The organism is Micromonospora sp. NPDC049051 (assembly GCF_043197575.1).
GTDB lineage: Bacteria > Actinomycetota > Actinomycetes > Mycobacteriales > Micromonosporaceae > Micromonospora.
The window spans coordinates 631,059-657,744 of record NZ_JBICTL010000003.1 but is presented as its reverse complement, the minus strand read 5'-3'; the positions used below and the strand labels follow the sequence as shown (position 1 = coordinate 657,744).

Genomic DNA, 26,686 nt, shown 5'->3' with positions numbered 1-26,686 from the left:
CACCGCAAGCGTAGGCGGGACCCCCGCGGGCGCGCAGTCACCCATGTGACAGCTCAGCTGACGTTGCCCGAGTTCCGCGCACCGCCGCCGACCAGGATCTGACCGTCCGTCGACACGTTGTCGGTGACCGACCACAGGCGCTTGGCCGGCGCGCCGGACCAGGACGGGTTGCACATGATCCCGGGGTCGCAGTTCTGCGCGAGGTTGTCCCGGATCGCCATGATCGGGCCGCCGGCGCCGTACGCCCAGACGCCGAGGCCCGTGCCGGCGGCCACCGAGATCCGGTTGTCCGAGACGAACACGTGGCGCATGTTGCCGATCTTGATGCCGCGGATGGTCCCCGAGCCGCGCCACCACGCCTTGTAGAGGTGGATGTCGTTGCCGGTGACCCGGATCGTGCGACCGTGGATGGGCGGCCCCGGGCGGTACGAGATCCCGATGTGGACGCCCTCCGCCACCTGGTCGAAGCGGCAGTCGGAGACCTCGACGTCCCCGACGGCGGTCCCGCCCCCGATCACCACCCCGCAGGCGCCCACCGAGGTCTCCGCCGCCGCCGTCAGCGCCAGCCGGTACGCGCGGGCGTACCGGTCGCCGAAGGCCGGCTCCAGCAGGATGCGGTCGGCGACGGTGCGCAGGTGCCGGGCGGCGGCCGACGGCGTCTGCACCGGGCGGGAGGGGGGCGAGGCGGCGACGGCGGCCTCCCACGCGCCCTGGCTCAGTGCCGAGTCGAAGCGCAGGCTCGCGCCGGGGGCGGGCAGCGCCACCTCGCGGCGGTCGCGGGCGATGTCGTCGGCCCGCCGTACGTCGAGCCCGCCGCCGACCAGGTAGTCGCGCAGCGTCTGGCGCCCCTCGTCGGTGTCGAAGATCCGCCCGGCGCTCTCGCCGAGGCGTCCCTTGAGCGAGGTGAGCTGCCGCTTGTAGGTGGGCAGCCGCCCGGGGTCCTGCGTGGCCAGCTCCACCAGGCGCAGCACGTACGCCCCGGCGGCCTCGTCGCCGCGCAGGTCCTCGGCCGTGGGCGGGTGGAGCGTGGTCAGGGTCCGCCACTCGCTCTCCGGCACGATCGAGTTCATCCGTACGCCCCACTGGCCGACCCGCACGACGGTGTTCCACTCGCCGCGCTCCAGCCGGTCGTCGCGGTCGAGGGCGAGGCGGCCGACGAGCTGGCCGGCCAGCTGGCCGCGGAACTTCTCGTCCTTGACCAGCTCGGCCAGCGTGAGCGAGGCGGGGCGGGGTGGGCAGGAGAAGCGGCACCGGGTGACGATCGCGTGGTCGGGGTTGACCAGCAGCACACCCTGCTGCCCGTGGCCGATGCGGAAGTCCGAGTCGAGCACCCGGACCCGGCCGGCCGGGGTGCCCTCGTCGTTGCGGACCGTCAGGCAGGTGCTCTGCGGCGACGCGCCGGCCACCCCGGTGAGCTGGACGTGCTCGACGGTGACCTCGGCGCAGTTGATCGCGGTGACGGGCCCGAGGCGGTTCGAGGCGTACGCCGGGCCGGGGGTCTCCACCGCCAGGTGGGCCACCGACACGGTGCCGCAGTTGACGAACATCAGCGCGTGTTCGTGCCCCTGCACCCGTACGCGGCTGGCCGGGCCGGCGCCCAGCAGCCGGATGTTGGCCCGGCCGGTGAAGGTGACCGGCGTGGCGCTGGTGTACAGGCCGGGCGCGAAGCAGATCAGCACGTCGCCGGCGGGCAGCGTGTTGAGGGCCTGCACCCAGTCCATGCCCGGCCGGACGGTCACCGTCGCCCATCCGCCGGTGGTGGCCGCCGCGAGCTGGTCGATGGCGGCCTGCACGGTGGTCGACCCGGCCAGTGCCGGGTGCCCGGTCGGGTCGTACGACACCCGGTCGGCGCGCGACAGGCTGGCCGTGAAGGTCAGCGGCAGGCCGGTGGGCTGCCCGGCCTCGTCGAGCAGGACGGCGGTGACCTCCTGGGTGGCGGTGGCGGAGTCGAGCTGCCAGGCGCAGCGGGCCCGCCCGTCGGTACCCGTCTCGACGGTGACGGTGGCGGCGGTGGTGGACCCGGAGGTGACCCGGCCCTGGCCGACGCTGACGCTGAACCTGACCCGGGCCTTGGCGACGGGCCGCCCGCCGACGGCGACTCCGGCCACCAGGTCGTGGCCGAGCGGCACCAGGGTCGCCGGGCTGGCCGGCACCGGCACGGCCTCCTGGCCGTCGCCGCCGAGCAGGCTCAGGGCGAGCTGACCGGTCAGCGGGGCGAAGACCGGCCGGCAGTCGCGCAGCACGCTCCACTGGCTGCCGTCGTACGCGACGACGCCCACCCGTCCGTGGGAGCGGCGCGGCCCGTGCGGGGTCTGCGGCACGGGCGTGGTGCCGACCCGTGGCCACTCCACGTCGTGCACCGCCGCGCGGGCGGGGAACGCCCACCAGTCGCCGGTACGGTAGCCGCCCGAGGCCGCGAAGCGGATCTTGATGCCGAGCTCCAGGTCGAGTTCGGCGCCGCCGGCGGGCACCGTGCCCCGCCCGTCCCAGCGGCGCACGCGTGGCCGGCTCGGGAAGTCGGCCCGGTCGAGGCTGCCCGTGGCCGTGGCGGGGCGGATCACGATCCGGTCGCCCTCGACCCGGTCGACCTGCACCAGGGTGCCGGGCAGGCCGTTCTGCTCCCGGCCGTCGTCGGTCAGCTCCACCCAGGAGCCGTTGGCGAAGCCGGCGCTGCCGTCGCGGCCGGGAACCTTCACGGTCAGCACGTCGACGTCGACGCTCTCCCACGTCGCCACCGTCGAGGCGTTGTCCCGGGACCACACGTAGGTGGCGCTGCCCGGGGCGCCGCCGGCGAGGATCTCCACCCGGTAGTACTGGTTGTCCAGCCCGGTGTACGGCGACCCCGTCGGGATGACGCAGTCGCCGCCGGCGGCGCCGGTCGGGTCGGCCCGGACGGCGAGGGTGCCGGTGGAGGCGGCGGTCAGCTCGGCCCAGCCCGGCGGGGTGTCCGCGCAGCCGACCGGCGTGTTGGGCGGCCCGGCCTGCACCAGCCGCACCTGCCAGACGGTACGCAGCCGGGTGGCGGTGTCCGGCCCGCCGAGGGCGACCTCGCGCAGGGCCGGGTCCTCGATGGCGGTCACGTGCTGCGGCCACACCTGTAGCCAGGCGACGTAGACACCGGCGGGCACCGGGGCGCCGGTGGGCAGCCAGGTGCCGTCGAGGCGGCGGACGAACGGGCCGGCCGCCGGCAGGTCCGGCTGGGCGAAGACGGAGACCTGCGCGTCGTTTTCGCAGAGCACCCCGTCGAGGTAGTAGCGGCCGGCCGACAGCTTCAGGTCGGCCCCGCCGGTGAGCGCGAACGCCCCGCCGGCCAGCGGCGCGCCGACCGGGCCGACCACGTCGGTCAGCGCCGTGGCGCGCAGGTGCGCCTGGATGTCCTGCTGCTCGTTCCAGTCGGCGTCCAGGTCCACCCGGCCCTGCTGCTTGCGTACGCTCGTCGCGTGCCGCCGCTGGTCGAACGTGGCGCGGCTGATGTCGCCCTTCATGGTGTGGTTCCTCCGGTCGGCAGGACGGGCAGGGCAGCGGCCACCCGCCCCAGCGGCAGGTACTCCGCCAGCGCGAGGGCGAGGTTGTTGAGGCGTTGCGGGGTCAGGGCCCGCCGGAACGCGCCCATCTCGGCGCCGGACTCCGCGCCGGTGTGCAACTCGGCGGCGGCGCTGCCGGCGAGGCGGCCGTAGGTGGCGTCGCCGTAGCGGGTGCTGGCGAACGCCGGGCCGACGCGGGTGGCCACGTCGGGGTCGCCGGGGTGGGCCTGCTCGGCCAGGTCCGGCTGGCAGCGGTAGCGGCGCGGCGTGACCGAGCCGGGCCGCAGGTAGCTGAAGCGGACGTGGCCCTGCTGGCGTCGGGCGACGGTCGCCGGCTGGTCGAAGAGGCAGTCCGTGGCGGTCAGCACCCGCACGTCGGTGGCGCCCAGGACGGTCACCCCCACCAGGTCGGCCTCGGCGTCCGGGGCGGTGATCCCGCCGTGCACGAGGGTGTCGGCCACGGTGAGCGGGCCGTCGCCGGTGGCCAGCGCGCCGGTGACGCAGCGGTGCACGGCCACCCGCGTCCGGTCGTTGCCGGCGGCGATGGTCAGGCCCGTCGCCGCCGGGCCGACGGTGCAGTGCCGCAGCTCGATCCGGCCCAGGCCGGGCCCGCTTGCCGGGGGCGCGGCGACGCCCACCGCCCCGGAGACCAGCAGGCCGTCGAGGACCAGCTCGCCGGGGCGCTCGCCGGTGCCGGTGCCGGTCACCGAGAGGCCGCCGAGCAGGCAGGGCCGCACGCCGACCGGGTCGAGGTCGCTCTGCCGGCGTGGCCGGTCCGGCGGCTGGGGCCACCGGGCGGCCAGCACGCTCAGCCGGCTGCCCTGCCCGACCCGTACGACGAGGTCCTCGGCGTAGCGGTGGCTGTCGGTGAGCACGATGCGCCCGGCGGTGCCCGGGTGGGCGGCCTGCCAGTCGTGCCAGGCCGTGACGGCCTCGCCGATCGAGGCGACGACCTCGCCGGGGCGCGGCGGCTCGGTCACGCTCACCGCGAGCTGCCAGTCGACTCGCCCGTCGGCCGCGCCCAGGTCGCCCCGGCGCGGGTACGGGCCGGCGCCCACGTCGGCGCCGAAGGCGTACCACCAGGAGACCGCCAGGCGGTGCACGGGCCGCCCGGCCGCGACCGTGATCCGGCCGCGTACCGGGTCGACCCGCACCAGGCTGCCGGTCGGCCGTTCCCACCCGGTCAGGTCGCAGATCCGCAGGTGCTCCAGCGGTACGGGGCGCAGCTCGTCGCCGGGGGCCGGCTGGATCCACACGACGAAGGACGGGTCGTCCTCCCGGAACCAGCGCAGCTCCTCCGGGGCGGGCGGGGCGGCGGAGGCGAGCGCGGCCAGCTCGTCGCGCAGCGGGCGGCGGCGCAGCGGGCCGGGCACGTTGGCCTCGTCGGCGCGGTGGTCGATGTCCGGCTCGGTCACCGTCGGCCCGGTGAGCTGCCGGTCCACCCCGACCGGGTCGATCCACCACCGCCCGTCGGGCGGTTGCGCCACCGGGGCGGCGGTGGCCCGGTCCAGCCGGTACGACGGCAGCGGCCACACGTACATGCCGATGTTCGCGATGTTGGGGCGGCCCTGGCCGGCGTCCATGGCCCGTACGTCCACGCTCCGGCAGACCGGCTCGAACGGCCCGCCGACCAGTTCGAGGGGCCCCGCGTCGCGGATCGCGGCGGTGGCCGGCGCGGTCCGGACGTGGTTGACGTGCTGGGTGGTCACCAGGCGTTCGAAGAACTCCACGGCGGCGGTGCTCCAGCCGGTGTTCGCCCGGGTCAGCTCCTCCAGCGCGGCGGTGGTGCCCTTGCGCCGCCGGAACCGGATGGTGTCGGCCACCCGGGCCCGGTCGGAGAAGCCGGTGCCGTCGGCCAGCGGGTGCAGCCGGCCGGCGCCCACCAGCTCACCGAGGTACGGCACCACCCACTCGGCGCAGGTTTCCACGAACCAGTCGTCGGCGAGCTGGTCGACGTCGGCGCCCAGCGCCTCGGCCTGCTCCGCCATCACCTCGACCAGGGCGCGCAGCACGCCGCCGGCCGCCTCGTCCTGGCTGCGCAGGGCGCCCGGCAGCAGCGCCCAGATCTCCTCGGCCCTCACGATGCCTCCAGCAGGGTGACGTCACCGGCGTCGGCGGTGAGCAGGTCGGCGGGGAGCAGCAGGTCGCCGGTGCGCCGCGCCGGTGCGGCGGGGATGACCTCGGCCCGGCCGGCGGGCTGCCCGGCCTCGTGCAGCAGCTCCAGCACCACCGCCGCGACCCCGGGCACCGTGTGCAGCAGCGCCTGCACCTCGCTGGCGCGTACCGGCTGGGCGTAGTCGCGGGCGTCGAAGCTCAGGCCGGCGACCAGCGCCGCCCGGGCGGCGCCGGCGACCGCGGTGAACCGGTACCCGGGCGCGACGAGCAGCCGGGCCGTCACCGTGACCCGGCGGCGGTGGTGGCCGAGGATGCGTACGGGCACGGCGGGCTGGCGGGCCGCGTCGAGGGCGCGCAGCAGGTCGGTGCGCACCGGTGCGCCCTCGGGGACTGCCGCGCCGTCGGGGCCGGCCACGGTGAGCAGGACGATCTGCCGCTGCCCGTCCCAGACCAGGTCGGCGCGGGCCTTGCCGATGCCGGCGAACGCGCGGGCGAAGTCGGCGTGGTCGTGCAGGGAGACCACCCGGCCCAGGGTCCGTACGGCCAGCGGGGCGTTGCGGCGCGCCCGGTCCACGCCCTCCGGGTCGTCGGCGCCGGCGGCGGGCACCGGGTTGGTGACCTCCATCAGGCCCAGCGGCCGGGACAGTGGGATCGTCAGCCGTCCCGGCGCCAGGTCGGCCAGCCGGCCGATCCCGGACCGGTAGGTGGCCACCACGTTGTCCTGCCCGGTGGGCAGGCGCGCCCCGGTCCGGCCGTCGCCGAAGGTGACGCTGACGGTGCCGTCGTCGGCCCGCCGGACGGTGTAGACCCGGGCCGTGGGCGGCTGGCCGAGCAGCGCCGGCACCTCCTGCCAGCGGACCCCGTCGACCCAGACCGCCAGGGTGGTGCGCGAGCCGCTGGCGGTGGCGGCGGGCACGTGGGTCAGCGGCGCGTGCCGCAGCGTGAACCGTTGGAACGCCTGCCGGGCGTCGCCGCCGCCGAGCACCTCGGCCCGGCTCTCCCCGTGCGTCGCCTCGGCCACGTTGCCCAGCACGCGGACGCTGTCGCGGCGGTAGGTGTGCGCGACGTTCGCCTCGAGGTCCACCGTGGTCGTGTCGCGGATCCGCTGGACGGTGACCACCTCGCGGACCGCCGCGCCGGCCGGGTCGACGCCGGTGAGCACCAGCCGCCGACCGGGCTCCAGCCCCGGTGCCGGGCGGGCCAGCTCCAGTGTCGACGTCCGGGCCAGGGGTGCGGTGAGCGGCACCGGGGCCAGGGGGAGCAGCCGGCTGTCGCCCAGGACCGTCGTCGCGCGGCGGGAGAAGGTGTCCGAGTCGCCGCCGGTCACCGTGACGCGGGTGGTGCGGGCGGCGATGCCGAAGTCCGCCACCGGCAGGTCCGCGACCGTGTCCACCCGGCGTAGCTGCGGGGTCCCGCCGGTCTCCAGCACCAGCCACGACCCGGCCGTGATCGACGGGTACGACTGGTCCAGGTGCAGCTCGCGTACGCCCGCCGCGAACGGGGCGTCCACCCAGCTCTGCGCGCGGCCCGCGTACGCGCCGGGCAGCACCTGGTTCGTGCCCGGGTTCAGCTCGCCCACCCGCAGCGCCACGGGCAGCGCCGACCAGGGCTGGGCCTGGTGGCCGAACAGGGCGGCCCGCTGCGTCAGCAGGTGCACCTGCACGGCGGGCACCTGCTGGCGTAGCTCCGCGCCGAGCGCCCGGGCGGTCACCGGGGCGTCCAACCCGACCACCGTGTACGCGGGCACCACCTGGCCGCCGTCGAGGGCCGTGGCCGCCTGCGGCAGCACCGCCGTGACGGCCCGCACCCGGCGTACGTCGAACCAGTCGGGGCCGACCAGCAGCAGCGCGTGGCCGGGGACGAGCACGGTCTCGGTGCCGGCGAGGTGGAGCGTGTCGTCGCCGGGGCGCACGGCGCGGGGCTCGGTGACCCGTAGCCCGACGGCGTTCAGCTCGGGACGGGCGAGCAGCGGCTCGACCGTCTCGAACACCTGGGGCAGCACGCCGGGGCCCGGCACGCTCTGCGCCTGGCTGCCTGCCGGGATCGGCACCCCGTCCGGCGCGCCGGGCGTGGCGGTGACGGTGAAGGAGAGCCAGGTGGTGGCGGCGACGCCGGGCCGCAGCTCGTAGCCGATGGCCCGGGCCAGCATCAGCACCGAGCCGCGCTCGGTGGCGGTGCCGAGGAAGCCCTCGTTGGCGATGCGCTCCTGGTAGAAGGCGAGCACGTCCAGGGTGCCCGCCCAGGCGTGCAGCAGCGCGACGGCCGGGTCGTCGGCCTCGCGGGTGGTCAGCCCGGCCAGCTCCGGCCGGCCCCCGAGGCGGGCCAGCATGTCGGCCACGAAGTCCGCCTGCCGGCCCAGCCGGTAGTCGATGCCGCCGCGTCCGGGCGGGTTGGGCCCGCGGCCCGCTCGTGTCGTCACAGGCCACCCACCAGGTCGAGGTGCAGGATGCCGTGCTCCGGCACGCTGGGGTCGTTGTCGAGGCGGATCACCTCGGTGTCGCCGGTGCGCAGCACCCGGGCGGCCAGCTCGCCGCCGGGCGCCACACCCACCGGATGCAGTTCGGTGACCCGGACGTCGGTGACGCCCGGGACCGTCACCGCGGCGGCCAGCAGCTGGCTGACGTAGAGCGGGGTGCCGAAGCTGAACCGGTCGGGGTGGAAGAACCCGCGACCTCCGCCGGGCAGGTCGCGGTCGGAGAACAGCTCCAGCAGGGCCCGGCGTACGTCGGAGCGGAACGCCCCGGGCGTCACGCACACCCACAGCCGCAGCTCCACCGGCAGGTCCACCGGGTCGCGTAGTTGCAGGTCGTAGCCGGCCACCCGGAACCGGTCGAGGCGGGCGGCGAGGCGGCGGGCCAGGCCCGGCTCGGCGGCCAGCCGCTGGCCGCCGAGCAGGTCGAGGGTGAGGAAGACCGTCCACCAGGATCCGGTCCAGCGGATCCGGGCGGTGGCGCCGGCCACCTCCGGCAGCCGCAGCGCCGCGGCCACCCAGTCGCCGGTGGTGACCGCCCGTTCCTGGGTGGCGAAGGCGACCGGTGCGTGCTGGCGGGCGTGCTCGACGTCCTCCGGATCGGTGCCGCCGACGGCGGGCAGCGGGTTGGTCACGCCGAGGACGCCGGCACGGTCGGTGACGAGGGTGGTCAGCGCGTCGTGGCCGAGGTTGCCGGCGGCGCCGCCGCCACGCCACCAGGTCGCCTGGAACACCGTGCCGGCCGGCGGTCGGCGGCCCGAGGAGTCGTCGCCGAAGCGGAGGCCGACCCGCCCGTCGCGTTCGCGTTCCGCGACGAAGCCCTGGTCGAAGCGGTCGGCGTTGAGCAGGTCCCGGCGGGGCCGCCAGCTGCCCTCGGTGGTCTCCAGCCGGATCAGCGGCAGCGCGGCGCGGGGGTCCTGTGCGAGGGCCTGGCTGGCCGGGGTGTCCGTCGGGAACGGGGCCGCCGCCGCCACCGGCTCGGCGGTGAGCACCGGCCGCCACCGGGCCTCGGCGGCGGGCGGCAGGTGTCCGCGTACGGCGATGGCGTGCTGGACGGCCACCACGTTGCCCCGGGCGACCGCGCAGGTGACGAGCTGGCCGGTGCCCGTACCGGCGACGGAGGCGGTGACGGTGAGCGGGAACGCCAGCCGGTCGGCGGCACCCCACTCGACCTCCAGCACCGGCAGCCCCTCCACCGGGTCGGTGCCCGGCCGTGCCGCCACCAGCCGGACGACCTGCCGGTGGGTGGGGTCCGCGTCGGCGTGTCGCCCGGTGGCGGGGGAGAGCACCTCCTCCAGCAGCAGCAGGTCGCCGGCGGCCAGCCCGGTGGCCGGCAGGTCGACCAGGGTGGCCCGGGTCGCGCCGGCCGGCAGGCGGCAGTCCCGGCCGCCCCAGACGTGCAGGGCGATCTCGTTGCGGGCGGCGCGGGGGGCGAGCGCGGTCAGCGTCTCGAAGCCGGTGGCGCCGTCGGCCAGCAGCGTCGCCGCGTCGGCGGGCGGCAGGACCGGGGTGGCCCGGTCGGCGGCCAGCACCGGGGTGCCGGCCGGCACCCCCCGGGTCTCGGCGTCGGAGCCGGCGGCGACGCGCACGCTGAGCCAGGCGCGGGCGGCGCAGCCGTCGTGCACCGTGTAGTCGAGCAGCCGGGCGTGCCGGCGCACCGAGACCCGGCTGCGGGCGGTGCCGAGGTACGCCTCGGTGCCGGCGGCGTCCTGCCGGTAGGAGAGCCGGTCGGCGACGTGCGCCAACGCCTCCACCACGGTGATCAGCGGGTCGGCCGGGTTGCGTTCGGCCCAGCCCGGCAGCGCCGCGAGCCGGTCGAGCATCAGCCGCCGGAAGCCGTCGTAGTCCTTGGCCAGGTAGTCGACCGCCGCGGGGGCGGCCGGTGGCGGGGGCACGGTCGGCACGGCGGGGGCCGGGTCCAGGTCGCTGGGGCAGTTAGCCTTGAAGGAGAACACCGCCGCCGCCAGCACCGGGTCGAACCCGGGCGGCACCCGCTCGTCCACGGCCGAGCGCACCAGCCGCAGTGTGTACGGGGAGAAGTCGCCGGCCCGGTCCACCCGCACGGTGAGCACCGCGCCGGAGGCGGCGACGCTGAGTACCCGTACGCCGGTGATCCGCACGCCACCGTCGACGACCACGTTGCCGGCGACCAGCGCCGGCGCGCCGGGCACGCCGCCCGGCTGGCCGGGCAGCGGATGCAGGAAACCGACCCGCAGCAGCTTCTGGTCGGCCGCGTCCACCTCGACCCAGTCGATCCCGTTGAACGCGCTGCCGGGGCGGGCGACCTCGGCCCGGCGTTCGTCGTCGGTGCACCGCACGCTCATCCGGTCCCCCTCGAGATCCGTACCTCCGCCGGGCGGCCGGTGGCGCGCATCCGGTAGCCGACGTGCACGCGTACGGCCGCCTCGGCCAGGTCGACGCGGACCTCGTCGACCTCGATCAGCTCGCCGAGCCACCGTTGCAGCGCGCTGCGGGCCTGCAACTCGGCGGCGCCCACCACCGCCTCGTCGACGGGGGCGAAGAGCAGGTGGCCGAGCCCGGCGCCGAAGTCCGGCCGGTTGACCCGTTCGCCGGGCGCGGTGAACAGCACCGCCTCCACCAGGTCGGCGACGTGCCGTTCGGGGCCGGCCAGCCCCGAGCGGCCCCGGTTGTCGGGGCGCCATGGAAAGGCCGGGTACGTCACGACGCCACCACCCGGACCTGGAATCCGCTCACCGTGGGTGGGCCCTGCGGTATGCCCTCGGCGCTGACGCCCAGGCCGACGCTGATGGTGAGCATCGCCGGTTGGCCGTTGACCAGCACGCGGGCGGCTGGGGTGGTCCACTGGATCCGGACGCACGGCTGGGGTTTGGTGCCGGCGCCGACGGGGACCTGGAAGGTGCAGCCGGCGACCGGGTAGGCGTCGGCGGCGGTGAGCACCGGCAGCCCGTTGACGAGCACCCGGGAGTTGCCGGTCTGCGCGGTGACCGGCCCGGTGTGCGGGCAGGAGACGACGGCTCCGACGTGCAGCGGCGGGCCCGGCATCACGTCACCGTCAGGGCGGTCTGGTTGACGGCCACGGTCGGCCCGACCAGGGTGATCGAGGCGCCCTTGCCGTTGGAGATGACGATCCCGGTGTCGTTGATCGAGATCATCGCGCCGGTCAGCGTCTTGAGCAGGATGCCGCCGGCCGGGCCGGGCGCGTCGGAGATCATCAGGGTGGCCTGGCCGGGGGTCTGCAACACGATCGGCGGGGTGAGCGGCGGCGCGGCGGCCACCAGCGCGGGGATCTCGGCTTTCGAGCCGTACCAGCAGCCGGTCCAGATCGGATGGTCGGCGTCGCCCTGTTCGAACTCCACCCACACGCCGGTGCCGGGCAGCGGCACCGTGAACATGCCGGCCTGGATTCCGGCGAGGGGGAAGCAGGGCATCGCCCAGGTCGACGGGGGCAGCGTGACGTCGGGGACGGTCACCTGGATGCGGCCCTGCTGCAACGGGTCGACGTGGTTGACCACCGTGCCGCGATACTTGCCGTAGTACCTGGTCGTCATGGGTGTGCCCTCCCTGAGGTGGAGACGTGGGCGTTGCGGGCCAGGGAGAAGCGCTGCTTGACCTCGCCCGCCTTGACGGTGGTCGTCACGCTCTTCACCACGTACTCGCCGTCGTAGGCGCGTCCGGCGCCGCGCACCCCGACCAGCCGCCGGCACTGCAACAGCCGGCCGTAGCGCAGCACGTCCAGCGAGCCGGAGCCGGTGATCACGTTGGCCGACTGGGCGGCGCGGGCCAGGCCCCGGGCGAGGGTCTGCACCACGTCCATCCGGGCGGTGGCGTCGTCGGTGCCGGCCGGGTTCGACCGGCCGACGTTCATCCGCCGGTACGACAGCGGGACGGGGATCCTGCGGCCCAGCGGCGGGTTCAGCGGGGTGACGTCCGGCACCGGCAGCGGGATCGGCACCCGTACCTGCTCCGGGAAGGCGGTGAGCAGGTAGAGGGTCTTCTGCACCCCGTCGAACGAGAACGACAGGGACTCCACGTTGGAGCCGGCGTCGGCGTTGACGGTCAGCGCCGGCTGGGGCTGGCCCGCGCGGACCTCCGGCCCCCAGTAGGCGACGTTCATGCCGGGGGTGGGGCCCGGCTCGACGTAGAAGGTGTAGCCGACCTCGTCGGCCAGCTGCGACACGTACGCGAAGGTGGTGCCGCGTACCGCCGGGATCCGTTGGATCGGGTTCGGGGCGAAGACCAGCACGCTGGGCACCAGCATCGGCACCACCCCGTACGCGGCGAACGGGGCGAGCAGGGTCAGCACCCGGGCCTCGGCCGGCATCGGCATCGGCAGGTCCGACAGGTCGATCAGGTCCATCATCTGGCTCACGTCGACGCCGGTGAGGGTGAGCGTGGAGGCGCCGGCGTCGTTGCTGCGGGCCACGTCGTGGCGGGTGACGACCCCGTCGGAGAGCACCTGCGGGCGGCCGTCGAGGTGCAGCACCAGCAGGACCCGGGTCGGCGGGTCGAGGCTGCCGTCGGCGAGCATCCGTTCGGCCAGCGAGCCCCGGCCCAGGGCGAAGCGGAGCTGGAACCCGGAACGCTGCCCCGCGTTCTGGGTCACCTGCGCCTCCTGCAACGCCTCCACCAGCTCGTACGGGGCGGGGCGGAAGGTCAGCGGCCCGATGAGCAGTTGCAGGCGTACGCCCCTAGCCATTGCCGCCTCCCGGGAAGCCCTCGGGCAGCGCCACCCGCACGACCCGGCCCGGCTGTTCCAGCTCGGCCGGGTCGGCGGCGCCGTTGGCGTCGCAGAGCTGCCAGAACGCGGTCGGGTCGCCGAGCGTACGGGCGGCCAGCAGGTCGACCCGGTCGCCGTCGGCGACCCGCTCCCAGCCGGCCGTGGCCAGCCGCTCGGCGGGCGGCACGAAGCGGCGGCGCAGGTGGACCAGTTCCCGGCCGGTGTCGGGGTCGACGGTGACGGCGGTGCCGACGCCGGCGTACCGGCTCTGCGGGGGGATCGTTCCCGGAGACGGCTCGCCGACGCCGCCGGCGCCGGTGGCGGCGAAGAGGGTCTCCGCGACGCGGCTGTGCGCGGCCACCAGGGCCGGGTCGGTGTCGTTGGGCCCGGTCACGGCAGCCGGTCGATTCCGAGGTCGCCGAGCCGGCCGCTGCGGGCCCGGCCGGCGAGCTGTTCGAGCTGCTGGTGGGCGGCCATGGCGAGCCCGCCGGCCCGCCCGGCGGTGCCCACGTCGTTGACGGTCAGCACCCGCAGGCCCAACCGGATCTTCGCGCGGATCGGGTTCAGCATGGGATCGAACGCCTCCTCCGTGATGGTCAGTTCGGTGATGCGTACCGGCCAGAGCCGGCGCCGCCCGAAGGCCAGCAGCACGAGCGGGGCCGGTGGGGGGACGACCTCCAGGGTTCCGGCGGCCAGCAGCGCCGCCGCGTCCTGCACGGCGGCCAGGCTGGGGTAGGCCAGCGACTCCAGGGCGGCCAGCTGTGCGGTCAGGCCGAGTTCGGCGGTGTCGCGGTCGGCGAGCTGGTCGGCGGCGTCGAGTTCGGCCTCCAGGGTGAGGGTCTGCACGGGCGGGCCGGTGATCCGCAGCGCCTCGCCCTTCGCGCCGCCCTCCGCGCCGCCGGTCTTGAGCTGGAAGCCGCGGGTCAGCGCGTCCGGGTTGTACTGGAGGGTGATCACGCGCCGGGTCCGGCCGCTGTCCGGGTCGAGCACGACGAGGCCGGCGCGGAGCAGGCGGGGGCTGAGTGGGCTGGTCACGGGGTGCCTCCGGGGGCGGTACGCCGCCAGCGGATTCGCTCGGCGACGGCACGGGTGATCCGTCCGGTCAGCAGCTGCGGGCTGAGCCCGTCGAAGGTGAGCCGGGCGTCGGTGAGGTCGGTGATCCGGATCTGGCCGGTGGACACGCCGACGGAGTCGAAGAGCAGGTTCATCCGGGCGACGGTGGCGCGCTCCAGCGCGATGGGGCGCAGCGCGCCGGGGTGCCCGGTTCCGCCCGCGCCCCGCCGCATCCCTCCGCCGACCGTGAGGTGTGTCAGCGCGCCGGGGGCGAGGACGATCTCGTTGCCGGCGCCCAGCGGCAGGGTGATCTCGCGCGGGTTGTCGACCGACAGGTCCACGTCGACGTTGCGGATCTCCAGCCGGCCGGGCGGATCGGTCGACGGTTCGTCGTCGCCGAAGTCGGCGATGGTGTGCAGCAGGTCGTCGCGGGACTCGGGGGTCGGTTGGAGCAGCCGGTTCAGTCGCACCAGGCGTGCGGTGCGGGCCTGCTGCACCTCGCCGGTGGTGAGCTGCCAGCGCAGTACGTCGATGTCGCTGTCCGGCGGCGGCGCCCCCTCCGGGCCGACGGTGGGCACGTGCACCCGGTAGACGAGGGCGTCGCCCTCGACCATGAACCGGCCGGGTGTCCACCAGGGCAGCGCGCCGGTGAGCCGCCGGTAGTCCACCGCCCCGTCGCGCAGGGCCAGCCGGACCTCCCAGACGCGGGTGCCGTAGAGGAATCCGTCGTGGGCGACGTCGAAGTCGATGTGCCCGGTGAGGCTGTCGATCACCTCGCTGAGGTTGTAGGTGTGCAGGATCCGCAGCAGGTCGTCCCACTGCGTGGCCATGGCGGCCCGCCGCTGGGCGCTGGTGGTGCGGGCGGGCGTGGTCGTGGCCGCGCCGCCCAGCAGCGTCGCGAGGTCCAGGCTGAACGTCGCGTCGCGGATGTCCAGCGAGGGCAGCTCGCCGGAGCCGGAGTTCAGGTCGTGGGTGAGGTCGCCGAGCAGTCCCCGTTCGACGAAGACGTGCAGGCCGAGGCCGGTGTCGGTGAAGTCGAGCCCGCTGATCTCCCCGCCCCGGGCGGTGACCCGACGTCCCGGCGCCGCCCCGCCGGGGGTGGCCGGGTCCTGTTCGTAGCCGATGGAGGTGAGGCGCAGCCCGTACTCGGGGCGGCCGGCCGGGGCGCCGAGCAGCCGCAGCTCCCGTCCGGATTCGGCGGTGACCTGCGCGCGGATCGCGGTGAGGGCGGGCTCGCGCAGGCTGAGTCGCAGCGCGCCCAGGTCGAGGAAGTCGACGGTGAGGCCGGCGGCGGCGAAGTCGGCGCTGCCGTGCGACAGGAACGTGCCGATGTCGAAGCCGACCCGGGGCGCGCTGATCGCGCCGATGTCGAGCCCGCCGAGGACGCGCATGCCGGCCGCGGTGCCGGTGGCCTCCACCACGAACCCCTCCTGGCCCGCGCCGGGGCGCAGCCGCAGCTCCCCGAGGACGGCCTCGCGGTCGGCGTCGAGGCGGATGGTGACGCCGTCGTGCAGGTCGACCAGCAGGCCGCTGGCGCGGGTCTCCTGCACCACCACCTCGCGTAGCAGCAGTCGCCGGAACCGGCCGCCCGGGGTGCCGGCGGGGTGCAGGTCGATGCGTGCCCGCGCGGTGATGCCGGTGAAGGTGAGCGCGCCCTCCCCGGGGGCGATGCGCAGGCCGAGCGATTCGCCCTGCCAGTTCAGGGCGTCCACCGCGACCGTCGCCAGGCGCAGCCCGGGGGCGCCGTCCGGGCCGATCTCGATCCGGTCCGGCCCGACGCGGATCAGGCCCGTGTCCAGGCCCTGGATGCCGACGTGCTGCTCGTGTTCGCCGGGGCGCGGGCCCACGCCGAGGTGGCCTTCGCCGCCGACCACCCGGGCCTCGATGCGGCCGCCGCGGCCGAAGCCCAGCGTGAGCTGCGCGGCCCACAGCGCGCCGTCGACGTGCAGCGCGGCGTCGATCTGGCCGGCGATCTCGACCCGGGTGGCCCCGGTACGCAGCCGCCCGGCGGTCAGCCCGGCCGCCCGGGTCCAGCGCAGTCCGCGCAGGTCCACGTCGAGGATCTCCAGCGGCGGCAGGTCCGGCTCACCTGCCGGCACGGGGGTGGTCCGGCCGAGGCCGACGTCGAGCACGCCGCTGCGGTAGCGCAGGTCGCGGCCGGTGACCCGGTCGATGTGCAGCCGCTCGACGAACAGTTCGGCGGTGGCGGGGACGAGCTGTCCGGTGGCGTCGCGGTGTTCGGGGGTGCTGTCCCAGCGGCCGGTGACGGTCAGCCCGTCGAGCACGGTCGGTCCGCGCGAGGTGATCCGCCCGTCGCCCGCCCGCCAGTCGATCGCCGACAGTTCGATCCGGGACGGGCCGATGTCCTCGAACCGTAGCCCGCCGCCCTGCTCGGTCACGATGCGCCCGCTCACCCCGGCCCGGCGTACGGTGACGCGGCCGTCGGGCGTGCGCAGGGTGGTGTCGGTGAGGGTCACCCCGTCGAGGCGGGTGGCGACGGCGTCGGTGGGGTCGCTGATTACCCGTCCGGTGGCCGGGTCGACCTCGTGCGCGCCGGCGCGGATGAGGTCGACGGTGACCGCCGCCGCGCCCGGGCCGGTGGGCTGCCCGCCCACCGTGCCGGTGATCGTGGTCGGTGGTCCCTGCAGGGCGCGGGAGACCACGGCGAAGCGCAGTTGGTCGAGTTGGCCGACGGTGAGCCGCCCGGAGTAGGTCGCCTCCGCGCCGGAGAGGTCGACGTCGAGGTCGCGCAGCCGGACGCCGACCAGCGCCCCGGAGACCGCCTCCACCGAGTAGCCGGGCGCCGGCTCGGTGACGTCCATGCCGACCTGGTCGGCGTCGATCCGGTCGATGACCATGTTGCGTACCAGCGCGCCGCGGGTCTGCCGGCCTGAGCCCGTCGCGGCCGTGCGGACCAGCACGTCGAGGCTCATCCGCCCGATCCGGGTGCTGCCGCGCGAGTAGAGGCTGCGTCCCGGCGAGCGCAGGCTGACACCGGTCAGCTCGGTCTGCTCCACCACGAGGTCGGGCATGCTCAGGTCGTCGCCGCGCGGCACCACCCGGCCGTGGATCGCCTCGCCGGGGCGCCCGTCGGGTCGCGTCGGCGCGGTGAACGCGATCCGGCGGGCCTCCATGCCGGGGCCGCTCGCCCCGGTGACGACGAGTTCGCCGACGCCGAAGCCGACGGCGCTGCGCCGGGTCGGCAGGGCCTGCTCGGCGGCCGGGCCGGCCAGCTCGGGCGGCAGCAGCCCGCCGCCGTCGGTGTCGAGGTCGGCGCGCAGCCGCAGCCGGCGCGCCTCGATCCGTTCGATCGCGTACGCGCCGGCGCGCACGTCGGTGGCGGTGGCCTCGGCGAGCTGCACGCTCACCCCGAGGGTGGCCGGGTCGAGCGAGGCACCGAACCCGGTGAGGGTGAGCCCGCCGACGGAGACGCCGAAGTAGCGGCGGGCCTGCTCGCGCAGCTGTTGCAGCTCCTGCTCCTCGGCGCGGGTGCGGTGTCCCGGCACGTACCGGTCGGCGGCGTCGACCGGCTCGGCGGGGCGCGCCTGAAGTTCCCGGATCCGCGCCAGGCCAATCAGCCAGCGGGTCAGCTCGGCGCGCCGCTGCGCGTGGCGGGGCTCGTCGGGCAGCGCGGCCAGTTGCTCGCGTACCTGCTCGGGGGTGGGCAGCTCGGCGGCGGTCAGGCGCAGGGCGGGCGCACCGTCGGCGCCGGGCAGCAGGCGTACGCCGGCGGCGTCGACCGACGCGGTGGCGGCGCGTACGGTGGCGGCGGGCCCGGGCGGGGTCCGCTCGGCGCGGAACCGGTCGATCAGCTCGTCGTCGGGGAGGTACTGCCCGACGCGGGAGGGCAGCGACGCCTCGGCGTGGACGGGGTCGATCTCCACGCCGGCGGCCTCGACGCGGCCGGTCAGCCCGGTGACCCGGATGCCGCCGATGTCGAGGGTGCCGCCGGCGCTCGACCGCAGCCGGTCGGACAGCTCGATCATGCGGCGGCGTTCGGCCTCGCTGAGCGAGTCGGCGTGCCAGCGGTGCCGCCCCTCCAGGCGGTGCAGCTCCCGCTCCAGCGGTTCCAGCTCGGTGACCTGCCGGCGTACGGCGGCCAGCCGCTCCCGCAGCGCGGGCTGCGCCGTGGGGTCGGCGTGGGTGAGCCGTTCCTCCAGCGACCGTTGCTCGGCGCGCAGCCGGGTGGGCAGGCTGGTGCCGACGCCGAGCAGCGTCCGGCCGATCTCCACCCGGCCGATCTGTTGCATGCCGGCGAAGGAGAGCCCCTCGGCGGTGGCGCTGGCGAAGCTGACCTGCAACGAGCGCAGCATGCCGGCGGCGTCCTCGACCCGCTCGCCGACCGTGCGGGGCGGCCGGAGGACGCCGTCGGTGATCAGGCCGATGGCGGAGTTCGCCAGGGGCGAGAAGATCTCCCCGGCGGTGTACGAGGCGAGCTGGCGGGCCAGGAACGGCGCACCGGCCGTGTACGGGGCGAGCAACGCGTCGCTGATCTTGGACAGGAAGGGCAGCCCGCCGTAGAACGAGATGACGTTGTGCAGCAGATGGATCAGCGGGTTGATCAGCGGGATGCCGATCCAGCCGCGCCGCGACGGCTCGTCCAGGTCCTCGGTGCCGGTGGCCCCGGCGCGGAAGAACAGGTGCGACAGCCCGAACCGGGTCAGTCCCAGCGTCCCGCCGGGCAGCGACTCGCTGGCGAGGACCACGTCGGCGGCGCTGACGCCGCCCACCCCGGCCTGCGCGCCGACCGGCCGCTCGTAGCCCCGGTCGGAGAAGGACGCCACGACGTCCAGGTCGGTGAGGGTGATCCGGCCGGTGCGCAGGGAGCTTCCGGTGAACACCCGGTTCACGCCACTGAGTTCCAGCCGGGGCAGCCGCAGCCGTACGACGCCCTGCCGGGCGTCGACCGACAGGGACAGCTCGTTGGACCGCTCACCGGGGGTGCGGTCGCGCAGTCGCGCCCCGCCGACGTCGCCGCTGACCCACTGCAACTCGTGCAGGTCGAAGTCGCGGACCGTCACCTCCTCGGTGAACAGGCTCAGGCCGGTCCGGCTGAGGAAGAGCAGCTTCAGGCCGACGGCGACCAGCCGGCCCAGCTCGCCGAAGACCCGGGGCAGGCCGCCGGAGTCGAGCTGCTCGGGAACGAACGTCGGCCGGTTCCGCTCGTGGTAGAGGCGCAGCTGCTCGACGAGGGACTCCAGCCCCGGCACCCGGTCGGCCCGTACCTCCCGGGAGCGCAGGAACACCCAGCGGCGGTCGTCGAGGGCGTACAGCTGGATGACCAGCGAGCGCAGCTCGGTGGCCTGCGCGGCCGTCCAGAGCCGGTCGTCGCGCAGCCGGTCGCGCAGCGCGTCGCGGGTCTCCAGCCGGCGGGGTCCGGAGATGGCGGTGGTCGCCAGCGACGCGCGCATCTCGGGGGTCATCGCCGACTGCATGCGGGCCCAACGGTCCGGGTCCTCGGCGGCGAGCCGGCTCTGCTCGGCGGCCGGCAGGTTGCGTACGAGGTGGAAGGCGAGCCACGCCTCGCGGGGGTTGACCCCCCAGTCGAACAGCCCGACGTCGAGCAGTTGGCGGGCCTGCCGGGCCAGCTGGGCGGGATCGCGGCGGGCGAACAGGTCCAGCAGCTCCGGGCGCCACCGCTCGTGGGTCAGGTACGCGTCGGGCAGCGCCTCGACGATCCGGTCCAGGTCCCGCAGCGCGTCCAACCGGCGGACCACCGAGGTGAGCGTCTCCCGGCCGGGCCCGGCCGGGTGGGCCGGGGCGACGGCGGTGTCCCGTTCCAGCCCGATCAGTCGGCGGACCAGCTCCACTGAGTTGTGCCCGTCCACCCCGGCCTGCACCTGCTGGTGGATCTCGGCGACGATGCGGTCGGCGTCGGCCCGGCCGCCGGTACGACGGGTCAGGTCGATCGGCTCGGCGAGGCTGCCGAGTCCGGCGTACCGGCCGCCGAGGATGTCCTCGGCCGGGATGTTCTCCTCCAGCCGGGCGAACCAGCGGCCCTGCTCCAGTCGCACCCACCGGTCCTGGGCGGCCAGTGGCAGGCTGCGCAGCAGCAGGTACGCGAAGCGGGCCTCGTGGTCGCGGATCGCCCAGTCGAAGATGCCGTACGACAGCAGCCCTTCGACGCGGGTGAGGTTGTGGTGTTCCTCCCGGGCGGCCAGCACGACGAGCAGCCGGGGACCGAGGGGCGCGCCGACCCGCTTCTCCTCCCACGGCAGCTGGTCCAGCAGGGCGTCGATGCGCCCGGCCTCGTCGAGCCGGCGGACCGCGTGGCGTAGCCGGGGGCCCGGCTCGGGCGGGCCGGCGGTGCCGGCCGTGGCCCCGGCGGTCGTCGCGTCGGCCGTGGCCCCGGCGGTGGGTGGGGCCGGTGCCAGTCCGGCCAGCAGTTCCAGCGCCTGAGCGCCCTGGCGCTGGCCGATGAGCCGCTCGACGCGGCGCAGCCGCTCCCGCAGTCCCGTGTCCTCGTCGAGCCGGGCGGCCTCGGCGGCGGTCCCGCCGAGCGCCGTGATCTGCTCGCGCAGGGCGTCGGCGTCGCTGCCCCGCTCCGGCGCCTGCGTCAGCAGGCTCCGGAAGTGTCTGCCGCGCTCGCCGGTGAGCAGTTCCCGCAGGACGCTGGTACGCAGGGCGCGCAGCACGTCCAGCGCCGTGCGCCGCTCGACGGGACCGAGTCCCTCGGTGTCCAGCCCGCGTACGTTGTCGGCCTCCAGCAGGCGCAGCAGGTAGGGCGTCTGGCCGCCGAGCGCGGCGAGGGCGGCACCCGGGTAGAGCCGGTGGTGGCCGTCGTCGAGGTTGCGGCCCAGGTCGGTGCGGCGTGCCGACGGCAGGCTGTGCACCAGGCTCCGGGCGACGAGGAACGGCAGCGTGTCCAGCACCCGCAGGCAGCCGCGCACGTCGTCGCCGGAGACCCACAGGCCGTCGAGCAGGTCGATGATTCGGGCCCGTTCGGCCCGGTACCGGCGCTCGACGAGTTCGCTGAGCTGCGCCTCCAGCGGTCCCGTACCGGCTTGCGCGTCGGGGGCCGGCGTGGGGCGGGCAGCGGTCGCGACGGCACCCGTGTCGGCGGCGACCGCGCCGGCCGGCAGCCGGGCCGACGGCGTCCAGAGTGCCCGCCCGGCCGCGGCTGCCTCCGCCAGCGCCCGCGCCTCGGCCTCCGGGTCGGTGCCGCGCTGCGTCGTGGTCGCGGCGGCGCCGGCCTGGGCCAGGTGGGCGAGTTCGTGGGCGAGCAGGGCCCGCCCGGTCGCGCGGGTCGGGTCGTAGCCGGGGGCCAGGTGCAGCGCCCCGTCGGCGAAGAGGCCTCTCGCGCCGTGGTTGGCGGCCCGCCGCCCGGCCTCGCCGAGGTGCACCCGCACGGTGTCGGGCCGCAGGCCCAGCGCGGGGGCGTACCGGTCGACGAGGTCCCGGGTCAGCCTGGCCAGGTCCGCGTCCCGGTCGCCGGGCGGGGACTGTGGGCGTACGGCCGCCTTCCGCTCGCTCACCGGTGGGCCTCCCGGCAGGCGGGGCGGCCCAGCTGCGCCCAGATGGCCTCGGCCAGTGCCCCCGGCAGGTCCGTTCCCGCCGGTGCCGGCAGCGGGCCGGGCGGGGGAGAGGCGGGTGGCAGGCCGCGCTCGGCGAGCAGCCGGGCCAGCCGTACGCCCACCGCGGTGCCGAGTGCGGCGGGATCGGGCGTCTCGACGCCGGTGAGGACGAGTTCCCGGATGTCGACCTCGACGTTCATGACCACAGCCCCGGGTCGGCGGGCCGGTCGTGCTTGGCGTACTCGGCGGCCACGGCGTCGAGCACGTGCCGCATCCGGACGGGGCCGCGCTCCCCGGCGGCGACGAGGGCGGCGCGCAGGGCGACGGTGTGGATGTCGCCGCCGGTGAGGTCCAGGCCGGCGAGGCGGTGCAGGTCGAGGTCCTCCGTGGCGACCTGCGGCGGGAAGGCGCGCCGCCACAGGTCGGCCCGTTCGGCCGGGCCGGGGTGCCCGAAGGACACCAGCACCCGCAGCCGGCGCAGGAACGCCGGGTCGATGGCGGTACGCATGTTGGTTGTCAGCACCGCCACGCCCCGGTACTGCTCCATGCGTTGCAGCAGGTACGACACCTCGATGTTGGCGTACCGGTCGTGGCTGTCCTTCACCTCAGAGCGGCGGCCGAACAGCGCGTCGGCCTCGTCGAAGAGCAGCACGGTGCCGCCGCGCTCGGCGGCGTCGAAGATGCGGCGCAGCTGCTTCTCGGTCTCGCCGATCCACTTGCTGACGACGGTGGCCAGGTCGACGCGGTGCAGGTCCAGGCCGAGGGCCCCGGCGACCACCTCGGCGGCGAGGGTCTTGCCGGTGCCGCTCGGGCCCGCGAAGAGCGCCGTGACCCCGAGCCCACGCCCCGTACGCCGCCCGAAGCCCCGCTCGGCGAGCAGCGCGCGGCCGGCCGCGGCGGCGGTCAGCTGCCGCAGTTGGGTCAGGGCCGGCGCGGGCAGCACCAGGTCGTCCCAGCCGGCCCGCACGTAGATCCGCTCGGCCACCCCGTCGAGGTCCCGGCGGACCCGCTCGCGGACCAGGTCCCGGGCGTGCGCGGCCGGATCGGGGGCGGGCCGGGCGGCGGTGGCGAGGATCTCGTGGTGCCCCAGGTCGAACTCGCGGGCCAGCTCGGCGGCCGGGCGTGCGGGCAGCAGTCCCCGCCACAGCGCCCGCTGTTCCTCGCGGCTCGGCCGGTCCACGTTCGGCCCGGCGGCGATCCCGTCGAGCGTGACGGCGTGCGGGGCGGAGATGACGACGTCGCCGATGAGCCGCCCCAGCAGGTGCGCCACGCGGCCGGTCAGCTCGGGCGGTTCGTCGCCGGTCAGCTCCACGACCAGCACCGGGTCGGCGAGCACCACCTCGCGGTTCCAGAGCCGGACGAGGGCGTCGCGGTCGGCGACGGCGTCCGGCAGGTCGCCGGCCGCCAGCCGGTGGGCGGGGCGGCCCACCGTCGCCGCGGCGGCGGCGATGACGTCCGTGCGGTCGGGCCGGTCCGGCCCGCTGACCCGCAGGGCGTGGCGGCCGGTCTGCCACGCGGCGCAGAGGTCGGTCGCGGCCCGCCGCCGGCTGGGCGGCAGGCTCGCCGGTGGTGCGGGCAGCTCCGTGACGTACGGCCGCAGCCGCTCGTCGAGCCGCCCGGCGCCGCGTACCTCGTGCAGGATCCGCTCGTCGGCGTGCAGCGGGGCGTGCGGCAGCGGGCCGTCGCCGAGTTCGACCAGTCGGGCGGCGCGCAGCGGACGGTCGGGGGACAGGGCGTCCCAGTGCCCGCCGGGCAGGGCGTCCAGGCACCAGGCGAAGGTGGGCGGGCGGTCCAGCAGGCCGAGTGCCCCGGCGAGGGCGGCGACGAGCACGTCGCGTTCGAAGCCGGTCAGCCCGAAGCCGGCGGCGATCCGGTCCAGGTGCGCGCCGTCGCGGCGGGTGGCCTGCGCGGGTTCGCCCTTCAGCAGCAGCCGGATCCGCTCCACCTCGGCGGCCAGCCCGTCGTCGGCCCGCTCGGCGACGGCGGGGGCGGGCCAGCGGGCGGCGGCGCGGGCGGCGGGCATCACAGCACCACGGAGGGGCCGGTGTAGCGGCCGGTGGGGTCGGTGCTCAGCGGACTGTCCACCCCGTCCACCCGCAGCCGGGCCAGGTACGTGCCGGCGGGCAGGTCGCGGAAGGCGAAGCGGATCCGGTCGGTGCTTTCGGCGCCCGGGGCGATGCCGTTGCCGGGCGGCGCCGGCAGGATGGTGCCGGCTGCCCCGGTCAGCGAGAGGGTGACCTGCTGCGTCGCCTCGACCCGTGGCTGTGCGGTGACGGTGACCGCGCCGGTACGCAGCACCACCGAGTCGACGGTGCGGCTGGAGTCGACGACCACGTCGGCGGGGGCGATGGTGATCGTCGGCCGGTAGGTGACCGGCACGGCGTCGGAGCTGAGCGCCGCCCGGGGCGCGGGCGGGTCGCCCAGGTCGACGGAGTGGGTGACGACCAGCCCTCGCAGGCCGGCGGCGACGGGCCGGTCGAAGGCCGACAGCGGCACCCGCAGCTCGGTGGCCGATGCGGTGGCGGGGCTGGCGGTGGCCGTACCGACGCGGATGCGGGTGTCGGGGCCGGTGAGGTTGCGGCCGGTCACGACGAGGGTCGCGGCGGCGGTGACCGGGGTGCCGGTCGGCCCGTCGGCGCGTACGGCGTCGACCTCGGGTCCGCGTACGTCGACCGTCCCGGCGGTGACCGCCCGTACGGGCAGCGGTTCCCGGGCTGCCCGCAGTGGGTCGATCAGCACGACCGAGACGTCGAAGAAGACGCTGCTGCGGTAGGGGGCGCTGAACGCCGACCAGAGCCGGAAGCTTTCTTCGCCGCCGGGGCTGTTGGCGACGGTGATCCGTAGCTGTTCGACCTGCTCGGCGAGGCGGGACTCGGCCACCGGCGCCGGCAGGGTCGGGTCCGGCGGGTCGGGGGCGAGCGATCGGCGGATCGCCGTGCGGGTCAGCACCGGCGTCTCGTGCAGCATCGCCAGCAGGTGCCCGAGGAGGATCTCGCCGGTCAGCGGGTCGTGGCCGTGGACGCTGGCCACGTAGTGCAGGTCGACGCCGAGCGGGACGGCGGCGACGTCGTCGCCGGCGGCGTTGCGCGGCGGTGGGCCGAGGTTGGCCCAGGTGGGGTTGCGGGTGACCCGGCTGAGGAAGAGGTTGACCTGGTTGCCCTCCTGGTTGCCCACGCTGACCCGGTCGGGCGGGCCGGCGGAGACGGACACCCCGCCGACGGTCGAGGACGCGCCGGTGGCCCGCAGGTACGCCATCAGCTGGGCGCGCAGCACGGCGGTCACGGCGGCGAGGGCGTACGCGCTGCTCATCGGGGCCGTCCCTCCGGGTGGCGCAGGTAGGCCTCCAGTTCGGGGGCGGGTCCCGGGTCCACGGCGGGTGCCGGCGCGACGGGCGTGACCGGCGCGGGCGCGGCGGGTGCGGTGCGCCGCCCGGGGGCGAGCCGCACGTCGATCCGGCCGATGTGCAGGTGCACGGTGGGGCGCTCGGGTGCCCGGGTGGCGGCGCGGGTCACCGGCACGGCGCGTGGGGCCGCACCGGCGGTCACCGGCCGGAGCACGGTCGTCGGGGCCACGGGCGGCGCGGCGGGTGGCGCCGGCGCGGGCGCGGGCGCGGCGGGAGGGTCCGGCCGGACGGGCGGCGGGGTGGGTCGGGGCGCCGGTGGCGGGTGCTCCGGGTCGACCGGTGCGGCGGCGGCCCGTACCGCCTCCCGTGGGCCGGTCGGTGCGCCCGGCTGCGGCGCGGGTGCGGGCGGTGGGGTGGCGAGCGGCGCGGGTGGCGCGGTCCGCGCGGCGGTGGGGACCCTCGGCGGCTCCGGGTCGGGGGCCGGCGCGGCGGTCGGCGGCGGTGGTGGAGTGGCGGCGGGCGCGGCCGTCGGCGTCGCGACGTGCGGCGCGGGCGCGCCGGGCGCGGCGGGGCGGGCCGCCGGCAGGGGCGGCGCCTCCCGCTCTATCTCGTACGCCTCGAAGCCGCCGCCCGGTTCGGGCTGCTGCGGTTCGAAGCGGCCCGGGGTGCGGGGCCGCAGCCGGGGCGCGGCGTCGACGGCGAGGGCGGCCAGCGCCGCCAGGTAGCCGGTCACGGCACCTGCTCCAGGTAGGCGGCGCGGCGGTGCGGGCCGAGGCCGAGTACCTCCGCCTCCGACCAGCCGTACGCGCGGGCCAGGCGGTGCACCTCGCCGAGCAGCCGCCGGACGCGGCCGTCCGCGGCCTGCCACGCCCAGCCGGGCACGTCGAGCAGCGCCTCGGTGGTGGTGCCGCAGCCCGGGCAGGTCAGGGTGACCGCGACGACTCCGAGGGGGTCGCGCGCGGCCATGGCGGCCGACACGTCCGGCAGGGGGGCGTCCGGATCGGCCAGCGGCGGGTCGGCGGCGAGCAGGCACGCCCGCAGCAGCCACCGCTCGGCCGCCGCGGCGTCCCCGGTCCGCGCCGCCCCCTGGAGGTCGGCTGGCGTGGGCAGCCGCAGGGTCAGCTGGTGCCCCCGCCAGCGCAGCGTGAACGTCCCGGTGGCCGGGCCGGCCTGCTGCCGGTCCGGCGCGGCGGCCAGCAGGTCGGCGACGGCGAAGTCGACCTCGAGGCGTTCCGGGCAGGCCGGGCAGTCCAGGGTGGCCTCCACCCGGTCGCCGGTCCAGGCCCGCGCCGTCGTCAGCAGCAGGGCCGCCACCTCGCCCACCGGCAGCCGGTCGGCGTCCTCGCGGCCCAGCAGCAGCAGGGGGCGTCGCGGTGCCGGCTGCCCGAGCGCGTGGTCCCAGGCGGAGACCAGCTCCGCCTCGGTCGGCGGCGGCCCGGCGGTCACGAGCCGAGCCGGGGTTCGGTCGGTTCGGTGACCGCCTCGTCGCGTTCCCAGCCCTCGTTCTCCAGCTTGATGTGCTCGATGGCCACCGCGTTGGCGTTGGCGTCCAGCTCCGGCAGCGCCTGGTACTCCGACACCCAGCAGCGGAACAGCCGGTACGACTGGGCGACCTGCCCGGCCTCGTTGAGCAGCTCGATGGTGATGTCGCGCCGGAAGTCGGCCAGCGACGCCTCCGAGCCGAGGCCGGCGTGCAGTGCCCAGATCCGCCCGGCCCACTGGGCGAACTCGGCGTCGTGGGTCAGGCCGCGTTCCAGCGTGACCGCCTCGAACTCCGTACGCCCGGGGGACTTGCGGCTGGTCGACGGGTCGCCGCCGTCGCGGTGCTTGACCACCTCGGTGGTGCGCTTGAGCGCGCTGACCTTGCTGACCCCGGCCACGTAGCGGCCGTCCCACTTGACCCGGAACTTGAAGTTCTTGTACGGGTCGAAGCGCGTCGGATTGACCGCGAACTGCACCATGACTCAC

17 protein-coding genes are annotated in these 26,686 nt (G+C 76.3%); all 17 read right to left on the bottom strand.

Annotation, left to right across the window (positions count from 1 at the left end):
* Positions 1-53 precede the first annotated feature (53 nt).
* Genes ACGFIR_RS15070 through ACGFIR_RS14990 form a run of 17 tightly spaced genes read right to left on the bottom strand, consistent with a single transcriptional unit; the run spans position 54 to position 26,679 of the window.
* Complete coding sequence (locus ACGFIR_RS15070) at positions 54-3,485, bottom strand: DUF6519 domain-containing protein (protein ID WP_393145422.1); 3,432 nt, start codon at positions 3,483-3,485, stop codon at positions 54-56.
* Positions 3,482-5,605: a hypothetical protein gene (locus tag ACGFIR_RS15065; RefSeq protein ID WP_393145420.1), complete on the bottom strand. Its 2,124-nt coding sequence runs from the start codon at positions 5,603-5,605 to the stop codon at positions 3,482-3,484. Before ACGFIR_RS15065 ends, ACGFIR_RS15070 begins: the two co-directional genes overlap by 4 nt.
* The gene (locus tag ACGFIR_RS15060) at positions 5,602-8,058 is read right to left on the bottom strand and encodes a hypothetical protein (protein WP_393145418.1); all 2,457 of its coding nucleotides are present in this window, start codon (positions 8,056-8,058) and stop codon (positions 5,602-5,604) included. Before ACGFIR_RS15060 ends, ACGFIR_RS15065 begins: the two co-directional genes overlap by 4 nt.
* The gene (locus ACGFIR_RS15055; RefSeq protein ID WP_393145416.1) at positions 8,055-10,433 is read right to left on the bottom strand and encodes a baseplate J/gp47 family protein; all 2,379 of its coding nucleotides are present in this window, start codon (positions 10,431-10,433) and stop codon (positions 8,055-8,057) included. The genes ACGFIR_RS15060 and ACGFIR_RS15055 overlap by 4 nt, the downstream gene beginning before the upstream one ends.
* Positions 10,430-10,792 (bottom strand): GPW/gp25 family protein, encoded by a 363-nt coding sequence (locus tag ACGFIR_RS15050; protein WP_393003183.1) that lies wholly within the window; start codon positions 10,790-10,792, stop codon positions 10,430-10,432. The genes ACGFIR_RS15055 and ACGFIR_RS15050 overlap by 4 nt, the downstream gene beginning before the upstream one ends.
* Positions 10,789-11,133: a hypothetical protein gene (locus ACGFIR_RS15045; protein WP_393145414.1), complete on the bottom strand. Its 345-nt coding sequence runs from the start codon at positions 11,131-11,133 to the stop codon at positions 10,789-10,791. Before ACGFIR_RS15045 ends, ACGFIR_RS15050 begins: the two co-directional genes overlap by 4 nt.
* Positions 11,133-11,639, bottom strand: a complete 507-nt coding sequence (locus ACGFIR_RS15040; RefSeq protein ID WP_393003179.1) for a phage baseplate assembly protein V — start codon at positions 11,637-11,639, stop codon at positions 11,133-11,135. Before ACGFIR_RS15040 ends, ACGFIR_RS15045 begins: the two co-directional genes overlap by 1 nt.
* The gene (locus ACGFIR_RS15035) at positions 11,636-12,787 is read right to left on the bottom strand and encodes a hypothetical protein (RefSeq protein WP_393145412.1); all 1,152 of its coding nucleotides are present in this window, start codon (positions 12,785-12,787) and stop codon (positions 11,636-11,638) included. Before ACGFIR_RS15035 ends, ACGFIR_RS15040 begins: the two co-directional genes overlap by 4 nt.
* Positions 12,780-13,202, bottom strand: a complete 423-nt coding sequence (locus ACGFIR_RS15030) for a hypothetical protein (protein WP_393145410.1) — start codon at positions 13,200-13,202, stop codon at positions 12,780-12,782. The genes ACGFIR_RS15035 and ACGFIR_RS15030 overlap by 8 nt, the downstream gene beginning before the upstream one ends.
* Positions 13,199-13,843: a hypothetical protein gene (locus tag ACGFIR_RS15025; protein WP_393145408.1), complete on the bottom strand. Its 645-nt coding sequence runs from the start codon at positions 13,841-13,843 to the stop codon at positions 13,199-13,201. Before ACGFIR_RS15025 ends, ACGFIR_RS15030 begins: the two co-directional genes overlap by 4 nt.
* Positions 13,840-21,336, bottom strand: a complete 7,497-nt coding sequence (locus tag ACGFIR_RS15020) for a DUF4157 domain-containing protein (RefSeq protein ID WP_393145406.1) — start codon at positions 21,334-21,336, stop codon at positions 13,840-13,842. The genes ACGFIR_RS15025 and ACGFIR_RS15020 overlap by 4 nt, the downstream gene beginning before the upstream one ends.
* On the bottom strand, positions 21,333-21,575 hold the full coding sequence (locus ACGFIR_RS15015) for a hypothetical protein (RefSeq protein ID WP_393145404.1): 243 nt from the start codon (positions 21,573-21,575) through the stop codon (positions 21,333-21,335). Before ACGFIR_RS15015 ends, ACGFIR_RS15020 begins: the two co-directional genes overlap by 4 nt.
* Positions 21,572-23,398, bottom strand: coding sequence for an ATP-binding protein (locus ACGFIR_RS15010; RefSeq protein WP_393145402.1), 1,827 nt, complete (start codon positions 23,396-23,398; stop codon positions 21,572-21,574). Before ACGFIR_RS15010 ends, ACGFIR_RS15015 begins: the two co-directional genes overlap by 4 nt.
* Positions 23,398-24,684 carry a DUF4255 domain-containing protein gene (locus tag ACGFIR_RS15005; RefSeq protein ID WP_393145400.1) on the bottom strand — a complete coding sequence of 429 codons (1,287 nt, stop codon included), beginning with the start codon at positions 24,682-24,684 and terminating at the stop codon, positions 23,398-23,400. Before ACGFIR_RS15005 ends, ACGFIR_RS15010 begins: the two co-directional genes overlap by 1 nt.
* Positions 24,681-25,451 carry a hypothetical protein gene (locus tag ACGFIR_RS15000; protein WP_393145398.1) on the bottom strand — a complete coding sequence of 257 codons (771 nt, stop codon included), beginning with the start codon at positions 25,449-25,451 and terminating at the stop codon, positions 24,681-24,683. The genes ACGFIR_RS15005 and ACGFIR_RS15000 overlap by 4 nt, the downstream gene beginning before the upstream one ends.
* On the bottom strand, positions 25,448-26,164 hold the full coding sequence (locus tag ACGFIR_RS14995) for a hypothetical protein (protein ID WP_393145396.1): 717 nt from the start codon (positions 26,162-26,164) through the stop codon (positions 25,448-25,450). The genes ACGFIR_RS15000 and ACGFIR_RS14995 overlap by 4 nt, the downstream gene beginning before the upstream one ends.
* Positions 26,161-26,679, bottom strand: a complete 519-nt coding sequence (locus ACGFIR_RS14990; protein WP_393003159.1) for a phage tail protein — start codon at positions 26,677-26,679, stop codon at positions 26,161-26,163. The genes ACGFIR_RS14995 and ACGFIR_RS14990 overlap by 4 nt, the downstream gene beginning before the upstream one ends.
* Between the last annotated feature and the right edge of the window lie 7 nt (positions 26,680-26,686).